The organism is Methylobacterium iners, assembly GCF_022179305.1.
GTDB lineage: Bacteria > Pseudomonadota > Alphaproteobacteria > Rhizobiales > Beijerinckiaceae > Methylobacterium > Methylobacterium iners.
The window spans coordinates 1-17,376 of sequence record NZ_BPQP01000057.1 but is presented as its reverse complement, the minus strand read 5'-3'; the positions used below and the strand labels follow the sequence as shown (position 1 = coordinate 17,376).

Here is a 17,376-nt window from a genome sequence, read left to right as displayed (position 1 = left end):
TCGCACGGCGATCTTGCTGGCCCGGCCGGTTAAGTTGTTCAAGCAAATACGTTGTGATGTCGGTTGACCACCTTGCGCACGTTTTCCGGCGTCCAGGTGCTGCCCTTCAGGCTCCTGATCCCATCGCCGTTTAGACGCTCTGCGATGGCCTGCCAGCGGCCGGCGCCCTCTGGGAAAACTGACAGCGCCTGCTCCAAACCCTGGTACGCTTCTCGGCGCAGCTCGCCCATTTGCTCCTTATCCGCCGTACGCCACCGCTTGAAGTGCTCCGCCGGATCGAAGCGGCGTCCGTCGATGGTGAGCGGGTCAGGTGACAACGCCACCAACTCGAGGCCAAATTCTTCAGCGTGGCGGCGGAGGTAGGGATTGCTACGCCAAAGGTTTTGCTCCTCGAACCGAACGTAGACGAGCTTCGCCTTTCGCCGAACACAGACGCGCCGAGTCGCGATGAGAGCCTCTCGAACCGCTTCGGTGGCCCGATCGGTGCGCACGTCCATGAAGGCAATTTCGCCGACAAGGCTGACCGCGTCCTCTTTGACCCATTGTCGGACCCGCTCGCGCTGGTAGCGGATAGTCCGGCTGGCCTGGGCTGCGCCTTCAACATCGCTCGGTAAGCGTCGGAAGTCAGCCCAGTTCACCGGCAGCGTCCAATAGAACCCAACGTAGGCTGTTCGCACGCGCCACGTCCCCTCGTCCTGACTGCGCCCGGACAATTCCGAGCCGCTAGTCCGCGACAGACTAGGGGGCGGTAGGGTCTCTCATCAACAGCGGGAGACCACAGCAGTCACATCAAAGCAACCAGCCACTGATCATCATGCTTCAAAGTCTCGTTACGAGACTTTCGCGCGCAAACGACCAGAGAGGGACCAACAACGATGAGCAAGAATCAGAAGTCTGATCACGACGAAAACGATGAGTGGATGACAGTCAAAAATCTTGAACATCCTTACAGCCACAAAGGCGACTTTCCACCGGACGTGAGCAAGCTGCAGCGGCGTGTAGCCCGGAACCCGATGGCGGCCTTGTTCGAATGTGCCGAGCAACTGCAGCAACTTCACGTCAGCTTTCGCGATGAACTATATAACGGATTGCAGTACGGCTACGCGATAGCACGTCATCTCAGCATGGACCCCAAAGCATTCAAGGAATTCTACAGCCTACCCTTCTTCAAGACCGGCAAGCGCCAGTTCAAAGCCTCGAAACAGCAGGAGAAAGTGCTGCGGCACGTGATGAATTACGTGTTCAACGCCACCAGCGTCACGGCGCGCAAGCGGACCGGAAAGTACGCAGCGGGTCTCAATGGTTACATGCGGATGGGTATGCCGGCTCACATCGTGGCGACACAGATTAAGGCGGATGGCGGCATTGAAAAGCTGTACGAAATCAGCGTCGAGACCGAGGCTGCCAAGCCGAAGCGGATCCGCAGTCCGTCGAAGGGGCCCGAGCCGGACTTTCTCGTCAATGGCAAGCCCGTGCATCTCGGAGGCAAGGCCTCGAAAACACCCGCCAAGGACTGGAGCCTAGACGGTCTGGAGGGCGATCCGAACGAGCAGCGCGAGGAGAGGGGTGACAGTGACATCGAAGTCGACCCTGATGACGATCTGCAGATGGGCGGCGCGAGCACTGCAGCGGGGGAAGCCCTGATGCTGAATCAAGGGCGCGATCCGAAGGGTCGACCAACGGTCTCGCTTGAAGTGTCGCCGAAGATGAAGGCGCGGCTGTTGGGGCTGAAACAAGGAGAGCGGATGGTGCTGCGGATCGAGGGCAAGGGCTTGGATGAGGCTAACGATCCAGAGGAATGGGTGCGGCTGCGAGTGAAGCACGCGTTTCAATGGCCGTCGGCACGTTCCAAGCAGATAATGCACTGACGGACGAGGGCGGGAGTGGCTGCAACACTCCCGCCCCTCTCAATCTTGCTCAAAAACACGTGACACCCATGGATCCGCAGCCCGCCGCGGTTTGCTGCACCGCTCACTGGCGGATTTGGGAAGCTGGAGAATGTCCTCAAAGCTAGCCCGACCACGCGGAACGGCCTTGAAGTTATAGCGGTGCACGTAGTCGAGGTTGCTTGTGATCGGGGTGGCGTGCAGCGAGATCAGGGGACCGCCGCGCGGGCAATAGCGCAGCCCCTCTCGTGCCAGATGGACGTCCAAGCCCTCGCGCAGGCGACTGCCCGGCGGCATGACCGCCACACCCTGCATGTGCAGTCCGCCATTAGGAATGAGCTCACGAACGTTCACTTTTGCTCGCTTCGCGACCGGCACATCGGGGGCGAAGATCCAGCAGGGCAGCAGTGCCCGGCGGCTTGCCGCATAGGGGCGCTTCCACACCCGGGTGAGGATCCATTCGTAGGCCCGCGTCGCTTCACTGTGCATCTGGGCGATGACCGCATCCCGGCGACCGCCGAGGTGGCGAAACTTGAGGACGAGGAGGTAGGGGGACCAGCCTTCGGCCACGTGGTCTATCGCGATCTGGCCATAGCCGCCAATCAGCTGGTGGATCAGATTACTGCGGCTTAAGGCTGCCTGGGGAATGTTGCCTTCCATAGGGGTCTCCCTGGAACAATGGGGAATGGGGGAAGCTCTCTAGCTGCCATGCTCATGTGAGCCGGCGTGCTTAATCGGCTCTATTTCGACACAGCAAAACATATGCACGTCCGTAGACATGCAGTCTTGCGCCAAGTACCGCGCCCTGTTTGTGGAGCCTTTCATGCAAACAGTGGTGTGCAAACACGAAATTAGTTTACTAAAACGCGAAATCGCTTGATGATATTGGAAAATACAACCGGATTTGACCAGCTTGTGAGTGTAAGCTGCTCTAGGCGCCTGAGAACACCAAGGATCATCCCGCTCTCGAAGGCTCCTGCAACCGAACCCTCGCAGAAGCGGTCCTGGCGGATCACGACCGTGAGCAGTTGGGCAAGTTCCTGCTCGGTAGCCGACGCGAGCACGGCCGGATCGTCCCGCAACGCCTTAGCTCGCTCGGTTTGTGCCCACCCAGCCCAATCGGACTCGGCCACTACCCAGCCATGGTCATAGCAATCGGCGACAAACCGCGCGGCCGTCTCGTCCATGGCGAACCATGCCGCCTCGATGCAACCGGGCTTGGACTCAGGCTGGTGCCACATGCCCACCGGGACCGCGGGATCGGCAAACGTCGGGATGTATCGAACGATGGCGGCAAGCCTTGCGCTTCGGCGCTCCGGCGTCTCCTCCATGACCCTCTCCACTGCTCGTGCGCTCAGATGCGCCAGGCCTCGATCAGCCCGTCACCAACCGAACTCTTGCGAGGTAATCACCGAGAGCTCCAGAGCGAGCTGGGTAGCGTCACCGCCAGCTCACATTGACCATGTACTGCTTACTATCGTCGGTGATTTCCGCCTTGTAGGCTATCTCTCCAGCCATCTTCTTCAGCGCACTGTTAGCAAGGAAGTTGCTGCCATCGGCGAATTCTTGCGAACTTCCACTGCTGCCAACTCTCTTGAAGAGAGGGGTTACAGTGGCTGCGCAGAGCGCAAGCTTCGGATTGGTCGATTGCGTGCGGATCGCACCGATCTCGAACTTGCTGTTCGCCAGATCGAACAGGGACGCGACGAAAACTTCGCATCTGATCTCATCCATCAGAACTTGGTTCACCGTTTTGAGAACCGACGGGTCAGAACAACTGACGTCGGAGCTTTGGCAGGCAACACAGTTCCACGACAGAAAGCCGATAGCCAAACATCTCGCGGTGTTGTTCGACGTCATAGTCTGATCCTTCGTAGGCCAATTGGGCCGGCTTGCGCCCGCGCTGGGTTGCGCCGGAGGAGACGGATGCCGATCGTGGGGCCGGCTGACGAAGGGAGGCAGTCGCGCGGCGACCAAGGCTCCCCTTGCTCTGTGCGGCAGGACCCCAGCGGGCGGTGTGGCGCGAGCGTTGTCACGTGCCGAGCGCCGGGCGCGTACGGGCCGGTCAATCCCGGCCTCAGCGCAGCCCCTTGAAGTGCTCGCCCGCCGCCCAGCGCTGCTCGATGTCGGCCACGATGAGCGGAATGGCCTCCTTGTTCTGCACGTCGCCCCAGGACAGCCGGAACTGCGCGACGGCAGGCGGTCCAAGGGCCGATAAGCGCTCCACGGCCGCCTTGATCTCAGGATCGTAGGCGGCCAGCGAGGTCCAGCGGTTGCGGAAGGCCTCCGTCTCGCCCGGCCGCTGCTGCGACTTTGTCAGCGCCAGCCCGATCAAGGCAGGTGGGAAGAAGAGGCAGGTGGCTGCCCAGCGCCGCTTGTTCAGGCCCTTGCGCTTGGCCAAGTCCCAGCCAGCTACGGCAGCGACCACCCAAAGCGCGAGGATCATCACGATCACGCCGTCACCCGTCTCATCCATGCTGATCTCCCTCTGGTGTGTTGGTCTCGACGCGTGCTGCCGTGCGGCTGCCGACAGCGGGTTGAGCGTCCGTGAGTTGCCGTAATGGGGGACTGTTGGTCCGTCGATTGTCAAGCCGCGGATCGGGCCCACTCGCGCGATGGACGTGCGCGCGATTATCGGCTGGAACCTGCGGCGGCTGCGGGTCGAGCAGGGCCTCTCGCAGGAGCGGCTGGCGCTCGCGGCTGCCATCGACCGGGCCTATGTCGGCCGGGTGGAGCGCGGCTCGGAGAACGTGACGATCACCACGCTTGAGGCGATGGCACGTGCGCTGTCGGTGCCGGTGGCCGCGCTGCTGGTCGAGCCCGACGCGGCGACACCCAAGCCTGCACCGCTGCGGGCCGGGCGACGTGCGAAGACGTGAGGCCACCTGGCCGTGCGGCAGGGTGGGGCTGGGGCGCGGCCTCATGGCCCGATCTCGAGGTGGGGTGCGACTCGGACGAGCAGATGCCATGCGCTGGTCACCGCCTCCTGCGTGCGCGTGTCCAGACCCGACCTCATGAGGTCTGGCGTCGTCATCACGTGCAGCAGCGTCGCGGCGAGATCGGGCGCAGCGGCGATCAGCCGGGCGTCGGCCAGCCGCTGGATGCCCGAGGCGATGTGCTGGCTCGACCCGCCGGGCTCGATGGGCACATCGCGGCGGATGAAGTAGGGCCAGCCGCCCGGCCGATCGTTGGCGGCCGGCGGCACACCGCGCATCAGCGCGACCGCCGACGCGCCGGGCTCGGCTTCGCCGCGCACCAGCCAGGGTCCGGGGGTGGGCACGTCGGCAGCAGACAGTCTGCGCCCGGCCATGTCAGTACTCGCCCGCCAGCATGACGGTGAGCACGCGCGCCGTGACGCCCGTGTCGGCCGGGTCGGGCGAAGCGCAGCTGAGCGAGGCGTCGAAGTAGTCGATCTTGAAGAACACCCGCTCGCCCGCGACCTCGAGCGCGCCGAAGTCGTGCTCGCCGTACGGGTCGTTGTCGGGCGTGAACCCCTCGTAGGCGGCGATGGCCTCGAGGATGATCTGCTGGCGGGCGCGGCCGAGCGCGATCAGGCCGGCGGAGAGCACGAGCGTGCCGCCGCACAGGGTCCGGCGCAGGATGTCGTTGAGCGCAGCGATGCGACCCACATCGACGATGTCGGTGGTCATGAAAAACCTCGGGGATCTGAAAGGAAGGGAGGGACGGCAGCGGCTATGCCGGCCTGCTGAGCGCCGTACGGCGGTGCCGGCACGCCCGAGCCGGTGACGTGACCTGGCCCGGGCGCGGCAGCGAACGCGCGGCGACTCAGGCCTCGCCGGGCGGCAGCAGCGCAAGCTCACCGGCCTTGCGCAGGATGGTTGGTTGCGTGGGGTAGTCTCGCCAGCGCAGCGAGAACACCCGGCCGTTGAGGCCGATCACCTCCGCCTCCCACCAGCCGCCGTCCGGGCTCTCCTGCGCGAGCACGATGCTGCCGAGCCCAATCTCGTCGCGGCCCTGCGGGATGGGCGCCCCGACGAAGCTGCGCTCACCCGAACGCGGCGTCGTGCTGCTCTTTGCAGATGGGATGTCACTTGGCTTCGGTGTCCCCGCCTGCGGGGTCTGCGCGGCGGGCTCGTCCCCGGCTGCTCCTGGCTCAGCAGCTTGCATGAGCTCACTGATCGCAGTGGCCGGCACCTCGGCGAGGCTGAGGCCGGCACTGCCACCGGCGACCTCGACGAGGCGGCGGTAGAGGTCCTTGCGCACGTAAGGCACGAAGGCCCGCCCGCTCGTGAACACCCGACCGGCGGCAAGCTCGCCGGCGAGAGCTTGATGCGCTGCATCGAGCGGCAAGGCCCGTAAGTTCATCAGGCTGGCTGCAGCCCTGGCGGCGGCGACGTCGTTCGCCCCGAACCAAGCGGCGCGGGGTCGGCCCCCGTCGTCGTGGCCGAACAGGATCAGGGCGGGGCTTTGTGGCGCCAGGGGTGTCTCAGTGACGAGGGCTGCGGAGGCGTGTGCGGTCATGAAGAGGTGCTCCTGAAACGAAGAAGGCCCCCGGAGCGGGGGCCTTTGGCGGAGGTGTTGGTGAGGAGGGCGGGCTTATCTGAGCGCCGTAGCGGCTCGGGCCGGTATGGTGGTGATCGCCAGGGCATGGTGCCTCTCCTCGCTGCGTGTGCTGAGCGGTGCCGGCTGACTTTGCCACATCACCAATCGACCGCATCAACATGGCCGAAACGACAACCCATGTCAAGACTAAATTCCTAGTAAATGGCAGCTGAGCGCCGCATGCCACGGCTGCTTTGCGCCAGAAGCGGAAGCTGGCTCGTCGCCCGATAGCTGACGTTTAGCTGTGCGGAGCCGGCCGTCCGGTGTCGACCCTCAGCAGGCCCTGGGCAGGTCCGCATTCAATCTGCTTAGTGGAACGAGAAAGTACGATCGAGTTGAGGCGATTTGCGATCATCCGCTTTACGGCGCGGTGGGCAGGAAGCGGACGTGGTGCTCTCCGGGTGCGAGGCTGCAAGTTGTGATGTCTTGGTACCGATCAATGTTCCTCGCGACGGCGCTAAGCCTGACCGTGATGGGCGTGGCCTCCGCGCAGGGGGCACGTTTTCGTATCGAGGACCCATTGCCAGACGTACTGAAGGGCCGTGTTGCGGCGCTGATGCGCTCCGAGAGGCCGAGAGACGCCGAAGCGGCACTCGCCGCAGTTAGGATCAAGGGTGATCGGTTCTGGCGCGAGGGCGGTCCCCTGCTGCTGCGCATCGAGACCGGGTGTCACGGCGACCTCTGCATGGTGATGATCGGCAAAGTGACGGATCAAGCCATCATCCCTCAACTGACGCTCAGAGCCGGACCTACGGTCACCGTCAGCGATGAGCTAGTGGAACTATGGGGTATCTGGTCCACGCGCTTTATTTTGGAGGGCCATGGGGGCGCGAAGATCGATGTCTGGGGCCGCCGGGGCGACCAGGGAGACAGTTGGATTGCTGATGCGTGCGGCGGCTGTGTTTCAGCCTCCGAAGCGAAACCCCCGCCACCTTCGGTCAAGTAGCTTCATCGACCCTGGGGACGTTCGTTTTCGGGAGCGGCGTTGACCATGCCATGTGGGCAAACTGGGTCGGAGGCGGAACGTCGGCTTCGGAGCGAAAGGCCAGGGTCCGGGTTCGACCCTTCTCGGACTTTCAGAACGTCTGCTTCTGGGCAGCCTGATAGCACGGGGGCGTATGACCGGAGTGGGTGGATTTCTGCCGGTCCGCTTCGGGACGGCTAACAGGCGGAGCGGACGATAGCTTCGCCGATGATCATTCCGGACCTTCCGGGCTGAGGCCTTGACCGCTCGCGTCGCAGCTAGGAGCAGACACCTTCAGGCAGCCAAACCATCAGCGCACTGTCGGGTACTAAGCGGGAGTTTCAGCGCCCGTGGCCAACCGGCTCGCGTGAAGAGGAAACATCCCCGTCACTGCGGAATTTTCATGCCTATGAGCACCGAAGTGCTGTCGACCCTTCCACATTCCTCCGTGCCCCTCCCCAAGAAGGTGACGCTCGCCCGTGAGTGGAGCGACACCCCGCTTGGACCTGTGCAGGCTTGGCCGACCGCATTGAGAACCCTGTGTGAGGTCATCGACGGCTCCGCCCAGCCGATGTTCATCGTCTGGGGGCTCGACCGCATCCTCATCTACAGTCTGAGCGTTTGAGGCTACCCGCACCTAGGCGCTCGACAGCTGGCCTCCGACGGAGGGTCTAAGGGCGGCCGAGGTCCATTCGTGGCGACGAAGATCCTGAGACGCCAAGCCGGAACCGATCCCTCTGGAAGCCTTTGCTTCCATTGAGATCCAGTCGCGCGGAGATCGCCATGGCTGAAACCGTCGCCGATTTCATCTGGTCTCGCCTTCGGGCCTGGGGCGTCCGGCGCGTCTTCGGATATCCCGGCGACGGGATCGGCGGGCTCATGGGTGCGCTTGCGCGGACGAAGGGCGCCATCGACTTCGTGCAGGTCCGGCACGAGGAGATGGCCGGGCTGATGGCGGTCGGACACGCTAAGTTTACGGGCGAGGTCGGCATCTGCCTTTCGACCCAGGGGCCTGGGGCGATCCACCTCCTCAACGGCCTCTACGACGCCAAACTCGACCACCAGCCCGTGCTGGCGCTGGTGGGCCAGCAGACCCGCTCGGCTCTGGGCTCGAACTATCAGCAGGACGTCGACCTGCAGAGCCTATTCAAGGACGTAGGGGCCTATGTCGAGACCGCCTTCGTGCCGGCCCAGGTCCCCCATCTGATCGACCGCGCCTACCGGATTGCCAAGGCGGAGCGTCGGGTCACGGTGGTGATCGTGCCCAATGACCTCCAGCAGCTGCCAATGGAGATGCCGCCGCGCGAGCACGGCATGACCCATTCGGGCATCGGCTTCGAGGTCTCGCCCGTGGTGCCCGATCGAGCCGCCCTGGAGCGGGCCGCGGCGGTGCTGAACGCGGGGGAGCGGGTCGCGTTGCTGGTCGGCGCAGGGGCCCTTGGCGCCACCGATGAGGTTGTAGCGGCGGCAGAGCGCCTCGGTGCGGGCATCGCCAAGGCGCTGCTGGGCAAGGCCGCGGTGCCGGACGACCTGCCCGTCTGCACCGGCTCGATCGGCCTGCTCGGGACCAAGGCGAGCTGGGACATGATGCAGGGCTGCGACACGCTCCTGATGGTCGGGTCGGGCTTTCCCTACACGGAGTTCCTGCCCAAGGTCGGTCAAGCCCGGGGCGTGCAGATCGACATCAAGGCCGAGATGCTCGGCCTGCGCTACCCGATGGAGGTCAACCTCGTCGGCGATGCAGCGGCAAGCCTACGCGCTCTGCTCCCGCTCCTTGAGGCGCGGAGCGACCACGCCTGGCGCGAGCGCATTGAGCGGAATGTGGCGCAATCCTGGGAGGAGGCCCACGCGCTCGCCATGACGCCAGCCGACCCGATCAATCCGCAGCGGGTCGCGCATGAGCTGTCGCAGCGATTGCCCGAGAGTGCGATCGTCGCGGCCGACAGCGGCACGACCTCCGTGTGGTACGCCCGAAACCTGAAGTTTCGGCGTGGCATGATGGGCTCGGTCTCGGGCACGCTTGCCACGATGGGATGTGCCGTGCCCTACGCGGTCGCGGCCAAGTTCGCGCATCCCGACCGCGTGGTGATCGCGCTCGCGGGTGATGGCGCCATGCAGATGAATGGCCTGACCGAGCTCATCACGATCGCCAAGTACTGGCGGCGCTGGTCCGATCCGCGGCTGATTGTGATGGCGCTTAACAACCGTGATCTCGCTTATGTGACGTGGGAGGAGCGGATCCAGGCAGGCGATCCGAAGTTCGAGGCGAGCCAGTCGCTGCCCGACGTCCCCTATGCCGACTTTGCCAAGCTGATTGGCCTCGACGGACTGCGCGTGGAGGATCCCGAGGCGGTCGGCCCGGCCTGGGAGCAGGCGCTGTCGGCCGACCGGCCCTTTGTGCTCGACATCCTCACCGACCCGAACGTTCCGCCGCTACCGCCTCACATCACCTTGAAACAGGCGCGTGGGTTCATGGGCGCGATGCTGAAGGGCGATCCGGATGTCGGCAGCGTTTTGACCAACACGGCGCGGGAACTGGTCAGCACACTCGTCCCCGGTCGCGACCCGCAACGCTGACGTGAAGGCAGTCAGCGTCCCGAGCTATGCGGCTCCGGTGTCTGCGGCAGCTTCTACCATCGGAACATGCCCTACCGACCCCAGTTAGCCGGGGAAGACGGTCGCCGCGACCGCGCCGATCCTATCGCAGGCGAGCTGCCTGCCAGGCTGGCCGGGGTTCGATTGCGATCAGGCACGAAGAACCCGCTGTCCCGAGTTCTCTCAGGTTCCCGACGGTGCACGGCGCCAGCACGCGGCGCGTCACAGGGTTTCGCCTACAGACAAGGAGCACGACATGAGCAACAACGAAGGCCCGCTGTCCCGCCGTCAACTTGTCGGCGCTGCCGGCGGAGGCCTCGCGATGGCTGCGGTGACACCAGCCAGCGCGCAGGGCCAGGCACCATCGGGTAATGCGCAGCCCCTGGTGGACCCGACGACCAACTATCCTAAGCCGCCCTTCGAGCGGCAATCCCAGCCCTGGCCAGGTCTCTCCCGAGACATGAAGCCCAAGCCGGATTATGGCGAGAAAAGCTACCGCGGTTCAGGCCGGCTTGCCGGCCGCAAGGCTCTGATCACAGGCGGCGATTCTGGCATGGGGCGGGCGGCAGCCATCGCCTTTGCGCGGGAGGGCGCGGACGTTGTCATCAACTACCTTCTGGCCGAGGAGCCCGATGCTCGCGAGGTGATCGCGCTGATTCAGCAGGCGGGACGCAAGGGCGTGGCGGTCCCGGGTGACCTCCAGGACGAAGCCTTCTGCCGACGCCTCGTTGATGAGGCCGTACAAGCCCTCGGCGGCCTCGACATCGTGGTGAGCAACGCCGCGCGCCAGCAAGCCCGGGCGTCGATCATGGATGTCTCGTCCGAGGATTTTGACGCCACGATGAAGACCAACGTCTACGCGCCGTTCTGGATCATCAAGGCGGCCCTGCCGCACCTGAAGCCTGGCGCTTGCATCATCGGCACCACCTCGGAACAGGCGACGGATCCCTCGGCCGACTTGTACGACTACGCCCAGACCAAGGCTGCGACGACGAACTACGTACGATCCCTGGCCAAGCAGCTCGCACCGAAGGGCATCCGCGTGAATGGCGTCGCGCCGGGTCCGATCTGGACACCATTGCAGGTGAGCGGCGGGGCGACGCAGGAGAAGCTTGAGAAATTCGGCGGCATGACCCCGCTCGGCCGGCCCGGGCAGCCCGTCGAACTCGCCTCCATCTACGTGCAACTCGCCGCCTCCGATGCGAGCTACGCAACCGGGCAGGTCTATGGTGCGGCTGGCGGAAGCGGCCAACCCTGAGCCGGAACCGAGGGCGATGATCGGCCTTGAGCTAGGGATTGTCGAGGGCCGGTCATGACACGCTGCACGCTCTCGCCGGCCTTCATCCCGAGCCGGCGGCCATGCTGAGATGGTGGCTCCTCGCCTTAGCAACCCTGGTGCTTGTGGCGATTGCCGGATTCGCTGCCCTTGCGTGGCAGCCCTCCCTTCCGCCTGCGGCGTTGCCCGTAACGGCCTTCGATCCGAGCCTTGTCGCACGCGGCCGCGACCTCGCCCTGATTGGCAACTGCAATACCTGCCACACACAGGAGGGCGGTAAAGCCTATGCGGGCGGGAAGCCCATTCCGACGCCCTTCGGCACGATCCACGCCACCAACGTCACACCCGACCCCGAGACGGGCATCGGCCAGTGGTCACTGACTGCCTTCGTGCGGTCCATGCGCGAGGGCGTCGACCGGGAGGGCAACCACCTCTACCCGGCCTTCCCCTACGATCATTACGCCAGGGTCACCGACGAGGATCTCGCGGCGCTCTACGCCTTCCTGATGACCCGGCGGGCGGTGCGCCACGAGGCACCCCCGCCCGATCTGCCCTTCCCGCTGAACCAGCGCCCGCTCCTCGCCGGCTGGAAGCTGCTCTTTCTCAAGGCGGGTTCGTACCGGCCCGATCCAGCGCGAAGTGTTGAGTGGAACCGAGGCGCCTACCTTGCTGAGGGCTTGGGTCATTGCGGAGCCTGCCACACCCCGCGCAACCGCCTGGGCGCAGAGATCGCGAGCGAGCACTACAACGGCGGCGAAGCCGAGAACTGGTGGGGTCCGCCGCTGAACGCCTCCTCCCCCGCAAGCGTGCCCTGGACCGAGGCGAGCCTGTTCAACTACCTGCGCGACTGGGACCCGAAGCACGGCGGCGCGGTCGGTCCGATGGCACCCGTGAGCCATAACCTCTCGCAGGTCGGCGAGAGCGAGGTGCGGGCGATGGCGACCTATCTCACCGCGCTTATGGGTCCGCCCTCGGGCGAGCGTCTCGGGCGCACCGAGGCCATCGCCGCGCGGCCCGACGCGGCGCCCGACCCGCGCCTCGCCGCGGGCGAGCGCATCTATGCGGGAGCCTGCGCCACCTGCCACGCGAGCGGCGGGCAGGTGCCCTACACGGTGAACTCGCTCGCCTACCACACCACCCTGTTCGGGCCCGATCCGCGCAACGTGATCCAGGCGGTGCTGAGGGGCATCCGCCCGCCGGAGGGCGCGGCCGGCGCCATCATGCCAGGCTATGCCGAGATGCTCACCGATGGGCAGGTCGCTGACCTCCTGGACTATCTGCGGGCCCGCTTCAGCGACGCGCCGCCCTGGACGGACCTGGAACGCAAAGTGCGGGAGGTCCGGGAGGACATCCCGCCGACCTCAGGGTCCCTGGGTGGAGCGCAGGTCGAGAGCACGCCCGATCTCAGGCGCGGCGGCTGAGAGGGAGCGCGATGATCCGGATCTCCGTCAACGGGTATGAGCACACGGTCGATGCTGACCCGGCGACGCCGCTCCTCTACGTGCTGCGCGATCACCTCGCGCTCAACGGGGCCAAGTTCGGCTGCGGGCTCGGCCAGTGCGGGGCCTGCACCGTCCTCGTCGACGGCAAGGCGGCGTTCTCCTGCCTCACACCCATTAGCGTTCTGCCGGGGCGCCGGATCACGACGCTGGAAGGTCTCGGCACGCCCGAGGAACCGGGACAGGTCCAAAAAGCCTTCATTGCTGAGCAGGCCGCGCAATGCGGCTACTGCATTCCGGGCATGATCATGCGGGCGCATGCGCTGCTCCAGGCGAGGCCCGACCCCTCCGAGGCCGAGATCCGCGCTGCCATGGACCCGCAGCTCTGCCGATGCGGCACCCATATGCGCATTCTCGCTGCTATCCGCCGCGCTGCGCGGGAGGGCGCAGTGCCGAGCTACGTCGGTACCATCGAAGGGACACGCCCGTGACCGCCTGCACGTCGCAGGACGTGTCCCGCCGCAACCTGCTCAAGGCCGGCGGCGCGCTCTTCCTCAGCTTCTCCCTGATGCGCCCCTACGACCTTCTCGCCCAGGGCGTCGAGAGCGCCGCCGGGCCGGTGAAGGTGCCCGGCTTGCCGGGTGACCTTGCCAAGGAGCCCATGCTCGATGCCTGGATCCGGATCGCGGCGGAGGGCGGCATCACCGTCTTCACGGGCAAGGCGGAACTGGGCCAGGGGATCAAGACCGCCCTGATCCAGGTCGCGGCCGAGCAGCTCGATGTCGACCCTAGTCTTATACGCCTCGTCACGGCCGACACCCACGGCACGCCCAACGAGGGCTTCACCGCCGGCAGCCATTCCATGCAGGAGAGCGGCACCGCGATCATGCATGCGGCGGCGCAGGTGCGCGAGATCCTGATCGGCCTCGCTGCCGCCCGCCTCGGGCTGCCTGCCGACGGGCTCAGAACGGGGGAGGGGGCGGTACTGGCGGGTGAAACTCGTCTGCCCTACGGCGCGCTCGTGTCCGGCCACGAGCTGCACGTGCAGGCGCAGCCCCATTCCAGGCTCAAGGACCCAAGCACGCACAGAGTCATCGGCAGGGATCTGCCGCGCGTCGACATCCCTGCTAAGCTGATGGGCGCCGCAGCCTACGTCCACGACCTGCGCTTGCCCGGCATGCTCCACGCCCGCATCGTGCGCCCGCCATCGGACGCCGCGCGCCTGATCGCGCTCGAGGCGGGTGCCGTCGAGCGCATGCCTGGGGCCGTTCGAGTCGTGCGCGACGGCCTCTTCCTCGCCGTCGTGGCGGAACGCGAGTTCCAAGCTGTGGTCGCGGGCCGGGCGCTCGCCGCTGGGGCGCGCTGGAACAACCCCACCACACTGCCGCCGCAACCGGAGATCTTCGCTCATCTCGAAGCGCTGCGCGCCGACGAGCACGTCATCCTCGACAGGCAGGAAAGCGCGGGTCCGGGGGTCCGGACACTGGAGGCGGCCTACCGCCGCCACTACCAGCTCCACGGTTCGATCGGTCCCTCCTGCGCCGTCGCCTGGCTGCAGGACGGGACGATGACGGTCTGGACCCATTCCCAGGGCGTTTATCCCCTGCGTGCGGCGCTCGCCGAGATGCTGGGCATGCCGCCCGAGCAGGTGCGCTGCATCCACACCGAGGGAGCGGGCTGCTACGGCCATAACGGGGCGGATGACGTGGCCGCCGACGCGGCACTCGTCGCCCGCGCGCTGCCCGGACGCCCAATCCGCGTGCAATGGATGCGCGAGGACGAGCATCTCTGGGAGCCCTACGGTCCCGCCATGCTGACCCGGATGCGCGCCGCGCTCGATGCCGAGGGCCGGATCGTCGACTGGGCCTACACGGTGCGCAGCAACACCCACCTGACCCGTCCACCCGGCGCCGGGCAGCTCCTGCCGGCCCGACACTTGGCCCAGCCCTTCCCTCCGCCAGAACCCAAGCCGATCCCGCAGCCGGAGGGTGGGGGCGATCGCAACGCCATCCCGCTCTACGCCCTGCCGCGGGCCCGGGTCGTGCATCACTTCGTGCCCGAGATGCCGCTGCGCGTCTCCGCCCTGCGCTCGCTCGGCGCCTATATGAACGTGTTCTCGATCGAGAGTTTTCTCGACGAGCTCGCGGCGGCGGCTAACACTGACCCTGTCGCGTTCCGCCTCAAGCACATGGAGGACAGGCGCGCCCGCGAGGTGATCATGACGGCGGCCGAACGCTTCGGTTGGCCCGGTGATCGGCAACGGGAGGGACGCGGCAGCGGTTTCGCCTTCGCGCGCTACAAGAACCTCGGCGCCTACGCGGCGATCGCCTGCGAGGTGGAGGTCGAGCGTGAGACGGGACGCGTGCGGCTGGTGCGGGCGGTCGCGGCAGTGGATGCCGGCCAGGTCGTCAGCCCCGACGGCATACGCAACCAGATCGAGGGCGGCATCCTGCAATCGGCGAGCTGGACGCTCTACGAGCAGGCCACCTTCGCGGAGAACCAGATTACGAGCCGCGACTGGAGCACCTACCCGATCCTGCGCTTCGCCTCGGTGCCGGAGCGCGTCGAGGTCCACCTCGTCGAGCGCCCTGGGGAGCCCTTCCTCGGCACGGGTGAGGCGGCGCAGGGACCGACCGCGGCGGCCCTCGCCAACGCCGTGGCCTACGCCGTCGGCATCCGCCTTCGCGAGGTGCCGTTCACCCAGACCAGGGTCAAGGCGGCACTGGGCGTGTAGACGGGCCGAAGCTCAGCGTAATGGCGGGCTACCAGTAGAGCTGCAGCCGGAACTCGGCGATATCGGCCTCAACGTCCCTGCGGCCCAGGGCAGGCGAGCCCTGGGCGTGGGCGCGGATGTAGTTGGCCATCAGGCGGATGTTCTTGTCAGGATACCAGTTCACGCCCGCCGTCCAGTTGCGCTCGACACCACCGTTGATCCCGCCATCCTTGAGATCGAGGAAGCTGAAGCGGCCGGCAAGCTCGAACACGCCGGTGCCACCACGGCTCACCCGCTGCTCCTCACCGACCTGAACGCCTTTGAAGATGGCGAGATCGGCGCCGTAGTTGGTCTTGAGCTGATACGGGCGCCCCTTACCGTTGAAGACCCAGGCACCCTCGACGTAGCCGCCCTCGAAGCTGGCGCCGGGCAGAAGGCCCTGGCGCCCTGCCTCGGCCCGGATGTACTCGCCTTGCAGGCGAAATGGGCCGTTCTGGTAGGCCGCCTCGATGCCGAACCGGGCGAGATCGCCCGCGTTGCGGATGCTGCCCGTGTTGATCAGGCTGGTCTGGAAGACGAACGCCTCTGGCTTCGAGGAGAAGGAGAGGCTGCGGTCGCTCTGGTCGTAGGAGCGAAAGCTGCCAGCCGTGCCGAGGTGGAGCACCTCGGTCTCACTCAGGATCGGCGCGTAGGTGGCGCGTACGGTTCCGGCGATGCCGCCGAGTTCGACGCCGGTGTTGATGTTGCCGCCGAAGACGCCGCCCGTCAGCGTCCAGCGCTCGCCGTAGGCTGCGACGGCGAGCCCTGTGTTGCGGGCTGGCACCAGGGCGTCGGGCAGCGCGCGCTCGACAAAGGTGGTGTTGTTGTCGCTGATCAGCTGCTGGAGGCTGAACGGCTCCTTGAAGTTGCCGAGCGTGACGACCAGCCCTTTGATGCCGCGGTAGCCGATGGCCGCGTCTTGGATCGGCGTCCTGTCGGTATTCAGGTCGTACTGGAAGGCGAGTTCGACCGCATCGTTGATCGTGAGGTAGGACTCGATCCAGGCGCGCCGGACCTCGATGTTGGAGCCGAAGGCATCGGCGATCCGCGGGTTGGTAGCGCCGAAGGCCGGATCGAGCTGCAGGCGGCCGCCGATGCGCAGCTTCACTGCCTCGTCGGCCGACTTGAAGGTGATGCCCCGCTCGTCGAGGGTGGCGCCTGTGACGCTGCCTTCCGCCTGGACGAAGCGCGGCACGGCGTGCAGGGCTCCCGTATCAGCTGCAAGGCTAGGGAATGCCAAGCTTGCCAGCGCACAGAGGCCGATTACAACCCTGGCGAGCGGCCGGGCGCATCTAACAGGAGGGCGTTTCATGGCCTGCTAACCATCGCCCATCGCACCAGCGAAGTCACAGGTCGCGGAGGTGCTCGGCGGGTATTCCTCTACCGCTGAGGCCAATGGGCGACACTCTAGTTAGCCCCAGGTCGTCATGTTCGGCCTGCGAACGACCGCTTTCGAGAACAGCGCGAACCGGGTTCTCCGGCAAGATTGGGTCGAAAGCTGAACTTCCGCTTCTGGGCGTTGGGCCCAGTTCCCCTTTCCACCGAGGCTGTGTGAAAACGTAAGCACGTTTCGAAATCGTAGAACATTCTTCTACGTTTCAGACATTCAGGCATCGCTGGGGGCGGTTCCGCCGAAATCAATCGTGCCTGCTTCGGGACTGCCCAGGTTGATCGAGAAAAGATCCTTCTACAACCTTTGCGTTTTCACACAGCCTCCACCCTTGGCAGACCCTCGGAAGGTCCGCTTCCAAGCTCGGTGAACCAGGAACCTACGACCAGAATGGGTGGAGGCCGGGCATGCCCACTCCGGTCGGGCTAAAAGGATAGCATCATGGTCCGGTCTAGCCGAGCGCTGGACGGCCCCCGAGTGACGGGTATTTGGGATCGGACACAGCTTTGCT

General features: G+C 65.8%; 18 protein-coding genes. 9 read left to right on the top strand and 9 right to left on the bottom strand.

Going from position 1 to position 17,376, the window contains the following annotated elements; genetic code table 11:
* Positions 1-38: 38 nt before the first annotated feature.
* Positions 39-677 carry a recombinase family protein gene (locus MFF55_RS17350; protein WP_238245359.1) on the bottom strand — a complete coding sequence of 213 codons (639 nt, stop codon included), beginning with the start codon at positions 675-677 and terminating at the stop codon, positions 39-41.
* Between the two features lie 198 nt (positions 678-875).
* On the opposite strand from MFF55_RS17350, the gene MFF55_RS17345 reads away from it, so the two are divergent.
* Entirely contained in the window at positions 876-1,868 is a 993-nt protein-coding gene (locus MFF55_RS17345) for a hypothetical protein (protein ID WP_238245358.1), read from the top strand.
* A gap of 39 nt (positions 1,869-1,907) precedes the next feature.
* On the opposite strand, the gene MFF55_RS17340 is transcribed toward MFF55_RS17345, so the two are convergent.
* From MFF55_RS17340 to MFF55_RS17325, 4 genes are all read right to left on the bottom strand, one after another.
* Complete coding sequence (locus MFF55_RS17340) at positions 1,908-2,546, bottom strand: hypothetical protein (protein ID WP_238245357.1); 639 nt, start codon at positions 2,544-2,546, stop codon at positions 1,908-1,910.
* A 191-nt stretch (positions 2,547-2,737) separates the two neighbouring features.
* Complete coding sequence (locus tag MFF55_RS17335; protein ID WP_238245356.1) at positions 2,738-3,217, bottom strand: DUF6508 domain-containing protein; 480 nt, start codon at positions 3,215-3,217, stop codon at positions 2,738-2,740.
* A 109-nt stretch (positions 3,218-3,326) separates the two neighbouring features.
* The gene (locus MFF55_RS17330) at positions 3,327-3,746 is read right to left on the bottom strand and encodes a hypothetical protein (protein WP_238245355.1); all 420 of its coding nucleotides are present in this window, start codon (positions 3,744-3,746) and stop codon (positions 3,327-3,329) included.
* Between the two features lie 217 nt (positions 3,747-3,963).
* Positions 3,964-4,362 (bottom strand): hypothetical protein, encoded by a 399-nt coding sequence (locus MFF55_RS17325; protein ID WP_238245354.1) that lies wholly within the window; start codon positions 4,360-4,362, stop codon positions 3,964-3,966.
* A gap of 139 nt (positions 4,363-4,501) precedes the next feature.
* Between MFF55_RS17325 and MFF55_RS17320 the strand changes: the two genes are divergently transcribed.
* Positions 4,502-4,765, top strand: a complete 264-nt coding sequence (locus tag MFF55_RS17320; RefSeq protein WP_238245353.1) for a helix-turn-helix domain-containing protein — start codon at positions 4,502-4,504, stop codon at positions 4,763-4,765.
* Between the two features lie 41 nt (positions 4,766-4,806).
* On the opposite strand, the gene MFF55_RS17315 is transcribed toward MFF55_RS17320, so the two are convergent.
* The 3 genes from MFF55_RS17315 to MFF55_RS17305 form a co-directional block, all read right to left on the bottom strand.
* Positions 4,807-5,196 (bottom strand): XkdD/Y8K6 family phage-associated protein, encoded by a 390-nt coding sequence (locus tag MFF55_RS17315; RefSeq protein ID WP_238245352.1) that lies wholly within the window; start codon positions 5,194-5,196, stop codon positions 4,807-4,809.
* Between the two features lies 1 nt (position 5,197).
* Positions 5,198-5,536, bottom strand: a complete 339-nt coding sequence (locus tag MFF55_RS17310; RefSeq protein WP_238245351.1) for a DUF3768 domain-containing protein — start codon at positions 5,534-5,536, stop codon at positions 5,198-5,200.
* A gap of 136 nt (positions 5,537-5,672) precedes the next feature.
* A complete protein-coding gene (locus MFF55_RS17305; RefSeq protein ID WP_238245350.1) occupies positions 5,673-6,368 on the bottom strand; it encodes an SH3 domain-containing protein in 696 nt (231 codons plus the stop codon).
* A gap of 520 nt (positions 6,369-6,888) precedes the next feature.
* Between MFF55_RS17305 and MFF55_RS17300 the strand changes: the two genes are divergently transcribed.
* From MFF55_RS17300 to MFF55_RS17270, 7 genes are all read left to right on the top strand, one after another.
* Positions 6,889-7,395 (top strand): hypothetical protein, encoded by a 507-nt coding sequence (locus MFF55_RS17300; RefSeq protein WP_238245349.1) that lies wholly within the window; start codon positions 6,889-6,891, stop codon positions 7,393-7,395.
* 421 nt (positions 7,396-7,816) lie between these two features.
* Entirely contained in the window at positions 7,817-8,038 is a 222-nt protein-coding gene (locus tag MFF55_RS17295; protein WP_238245348.1) for a hypothetical protein, read from the top strand.
* A 158-nt stretch (positions 8,039-8,196) separates the two neighbouring features.
* A complete protein-coding gene (locus MFF55_RS17290) occupies positions 8,197-9,990 on the top strand; it encodes a thiamine pyrophosphate-requiring protein (RefSeq protein ID WP_238245347.1) in 1,794 nt (597 codons plus the stop codon).
* A 274-nt stretch (positions 9,991-10,264) separates the two neighbouring features.
* Complete coding sequence (locus tag MFF55_RS17285) at positions 10,265-11,266, top strand: SDR family oxidoreductase (protein ID WP_283206762.1); 1,002 nt, start codon at positions 10,265-10,267, stop codon at positions 11,264-11,266.
* A gap of 101 nt (positions 11,267-11,367) precedes the next feature.
* Entirely contained in the window at positions 11,368-12,705 is a 1,338-nt protein-coding gene (locus tag MFF55_RS17280; protein ID WP_238245346.1) for a c-type cytochrome, read from the top strand.
* Positions 12,706-12,716: 11 nt separating this feature from the next.
* Positions 12,717-13,214, top strand: coding sequence for a (2Fe-2S)-binding protein (locus tag MFF55_RS17275; protein WP_238245345.1), 498 nt, complete (start codon positions 12,717-12,719; stop codon positions 13,212-13,214).
* Positions 13,211-15,457 (top strand): xanthine dehydrogenase family protein molybdopterin-binding subunit, encoded by a 2,247-nt coding sequence (locus tag MFF55_RS17270; RefSeq protein WP_238245344.1) that lies wholly within the window; start codon positions 13,211-13,213, stop codon positions 15,455-15,457. The genes MFF55_RS17275 and MFF55_RS17270 overlap by 4 nt, the downstream gene beginning before the upstream one ends.
* Before the next feature lie 28 nt (positions 15,458-15,485).
* Here the strand turns inward: MFF55_RS17270 and MFF55_RS17265 are convergent, their stop codons facing one another.
* Positions 15,486-16,670 carry an OprO/OprP family phosphate-selective porin gene (locus MFF55_RS17265; RefSeq protein ID WP_238245343.1) on the bottom strand — a complete coding sequence of 395 codons (1,185 nt, stop codon included), beginning with the start codon at positions 16,668-16,670 and terminating at the stop codon, positions 15,486-15,488.
* Positions 16,671-17,376 lie beyond the last annotated feature (706 nt).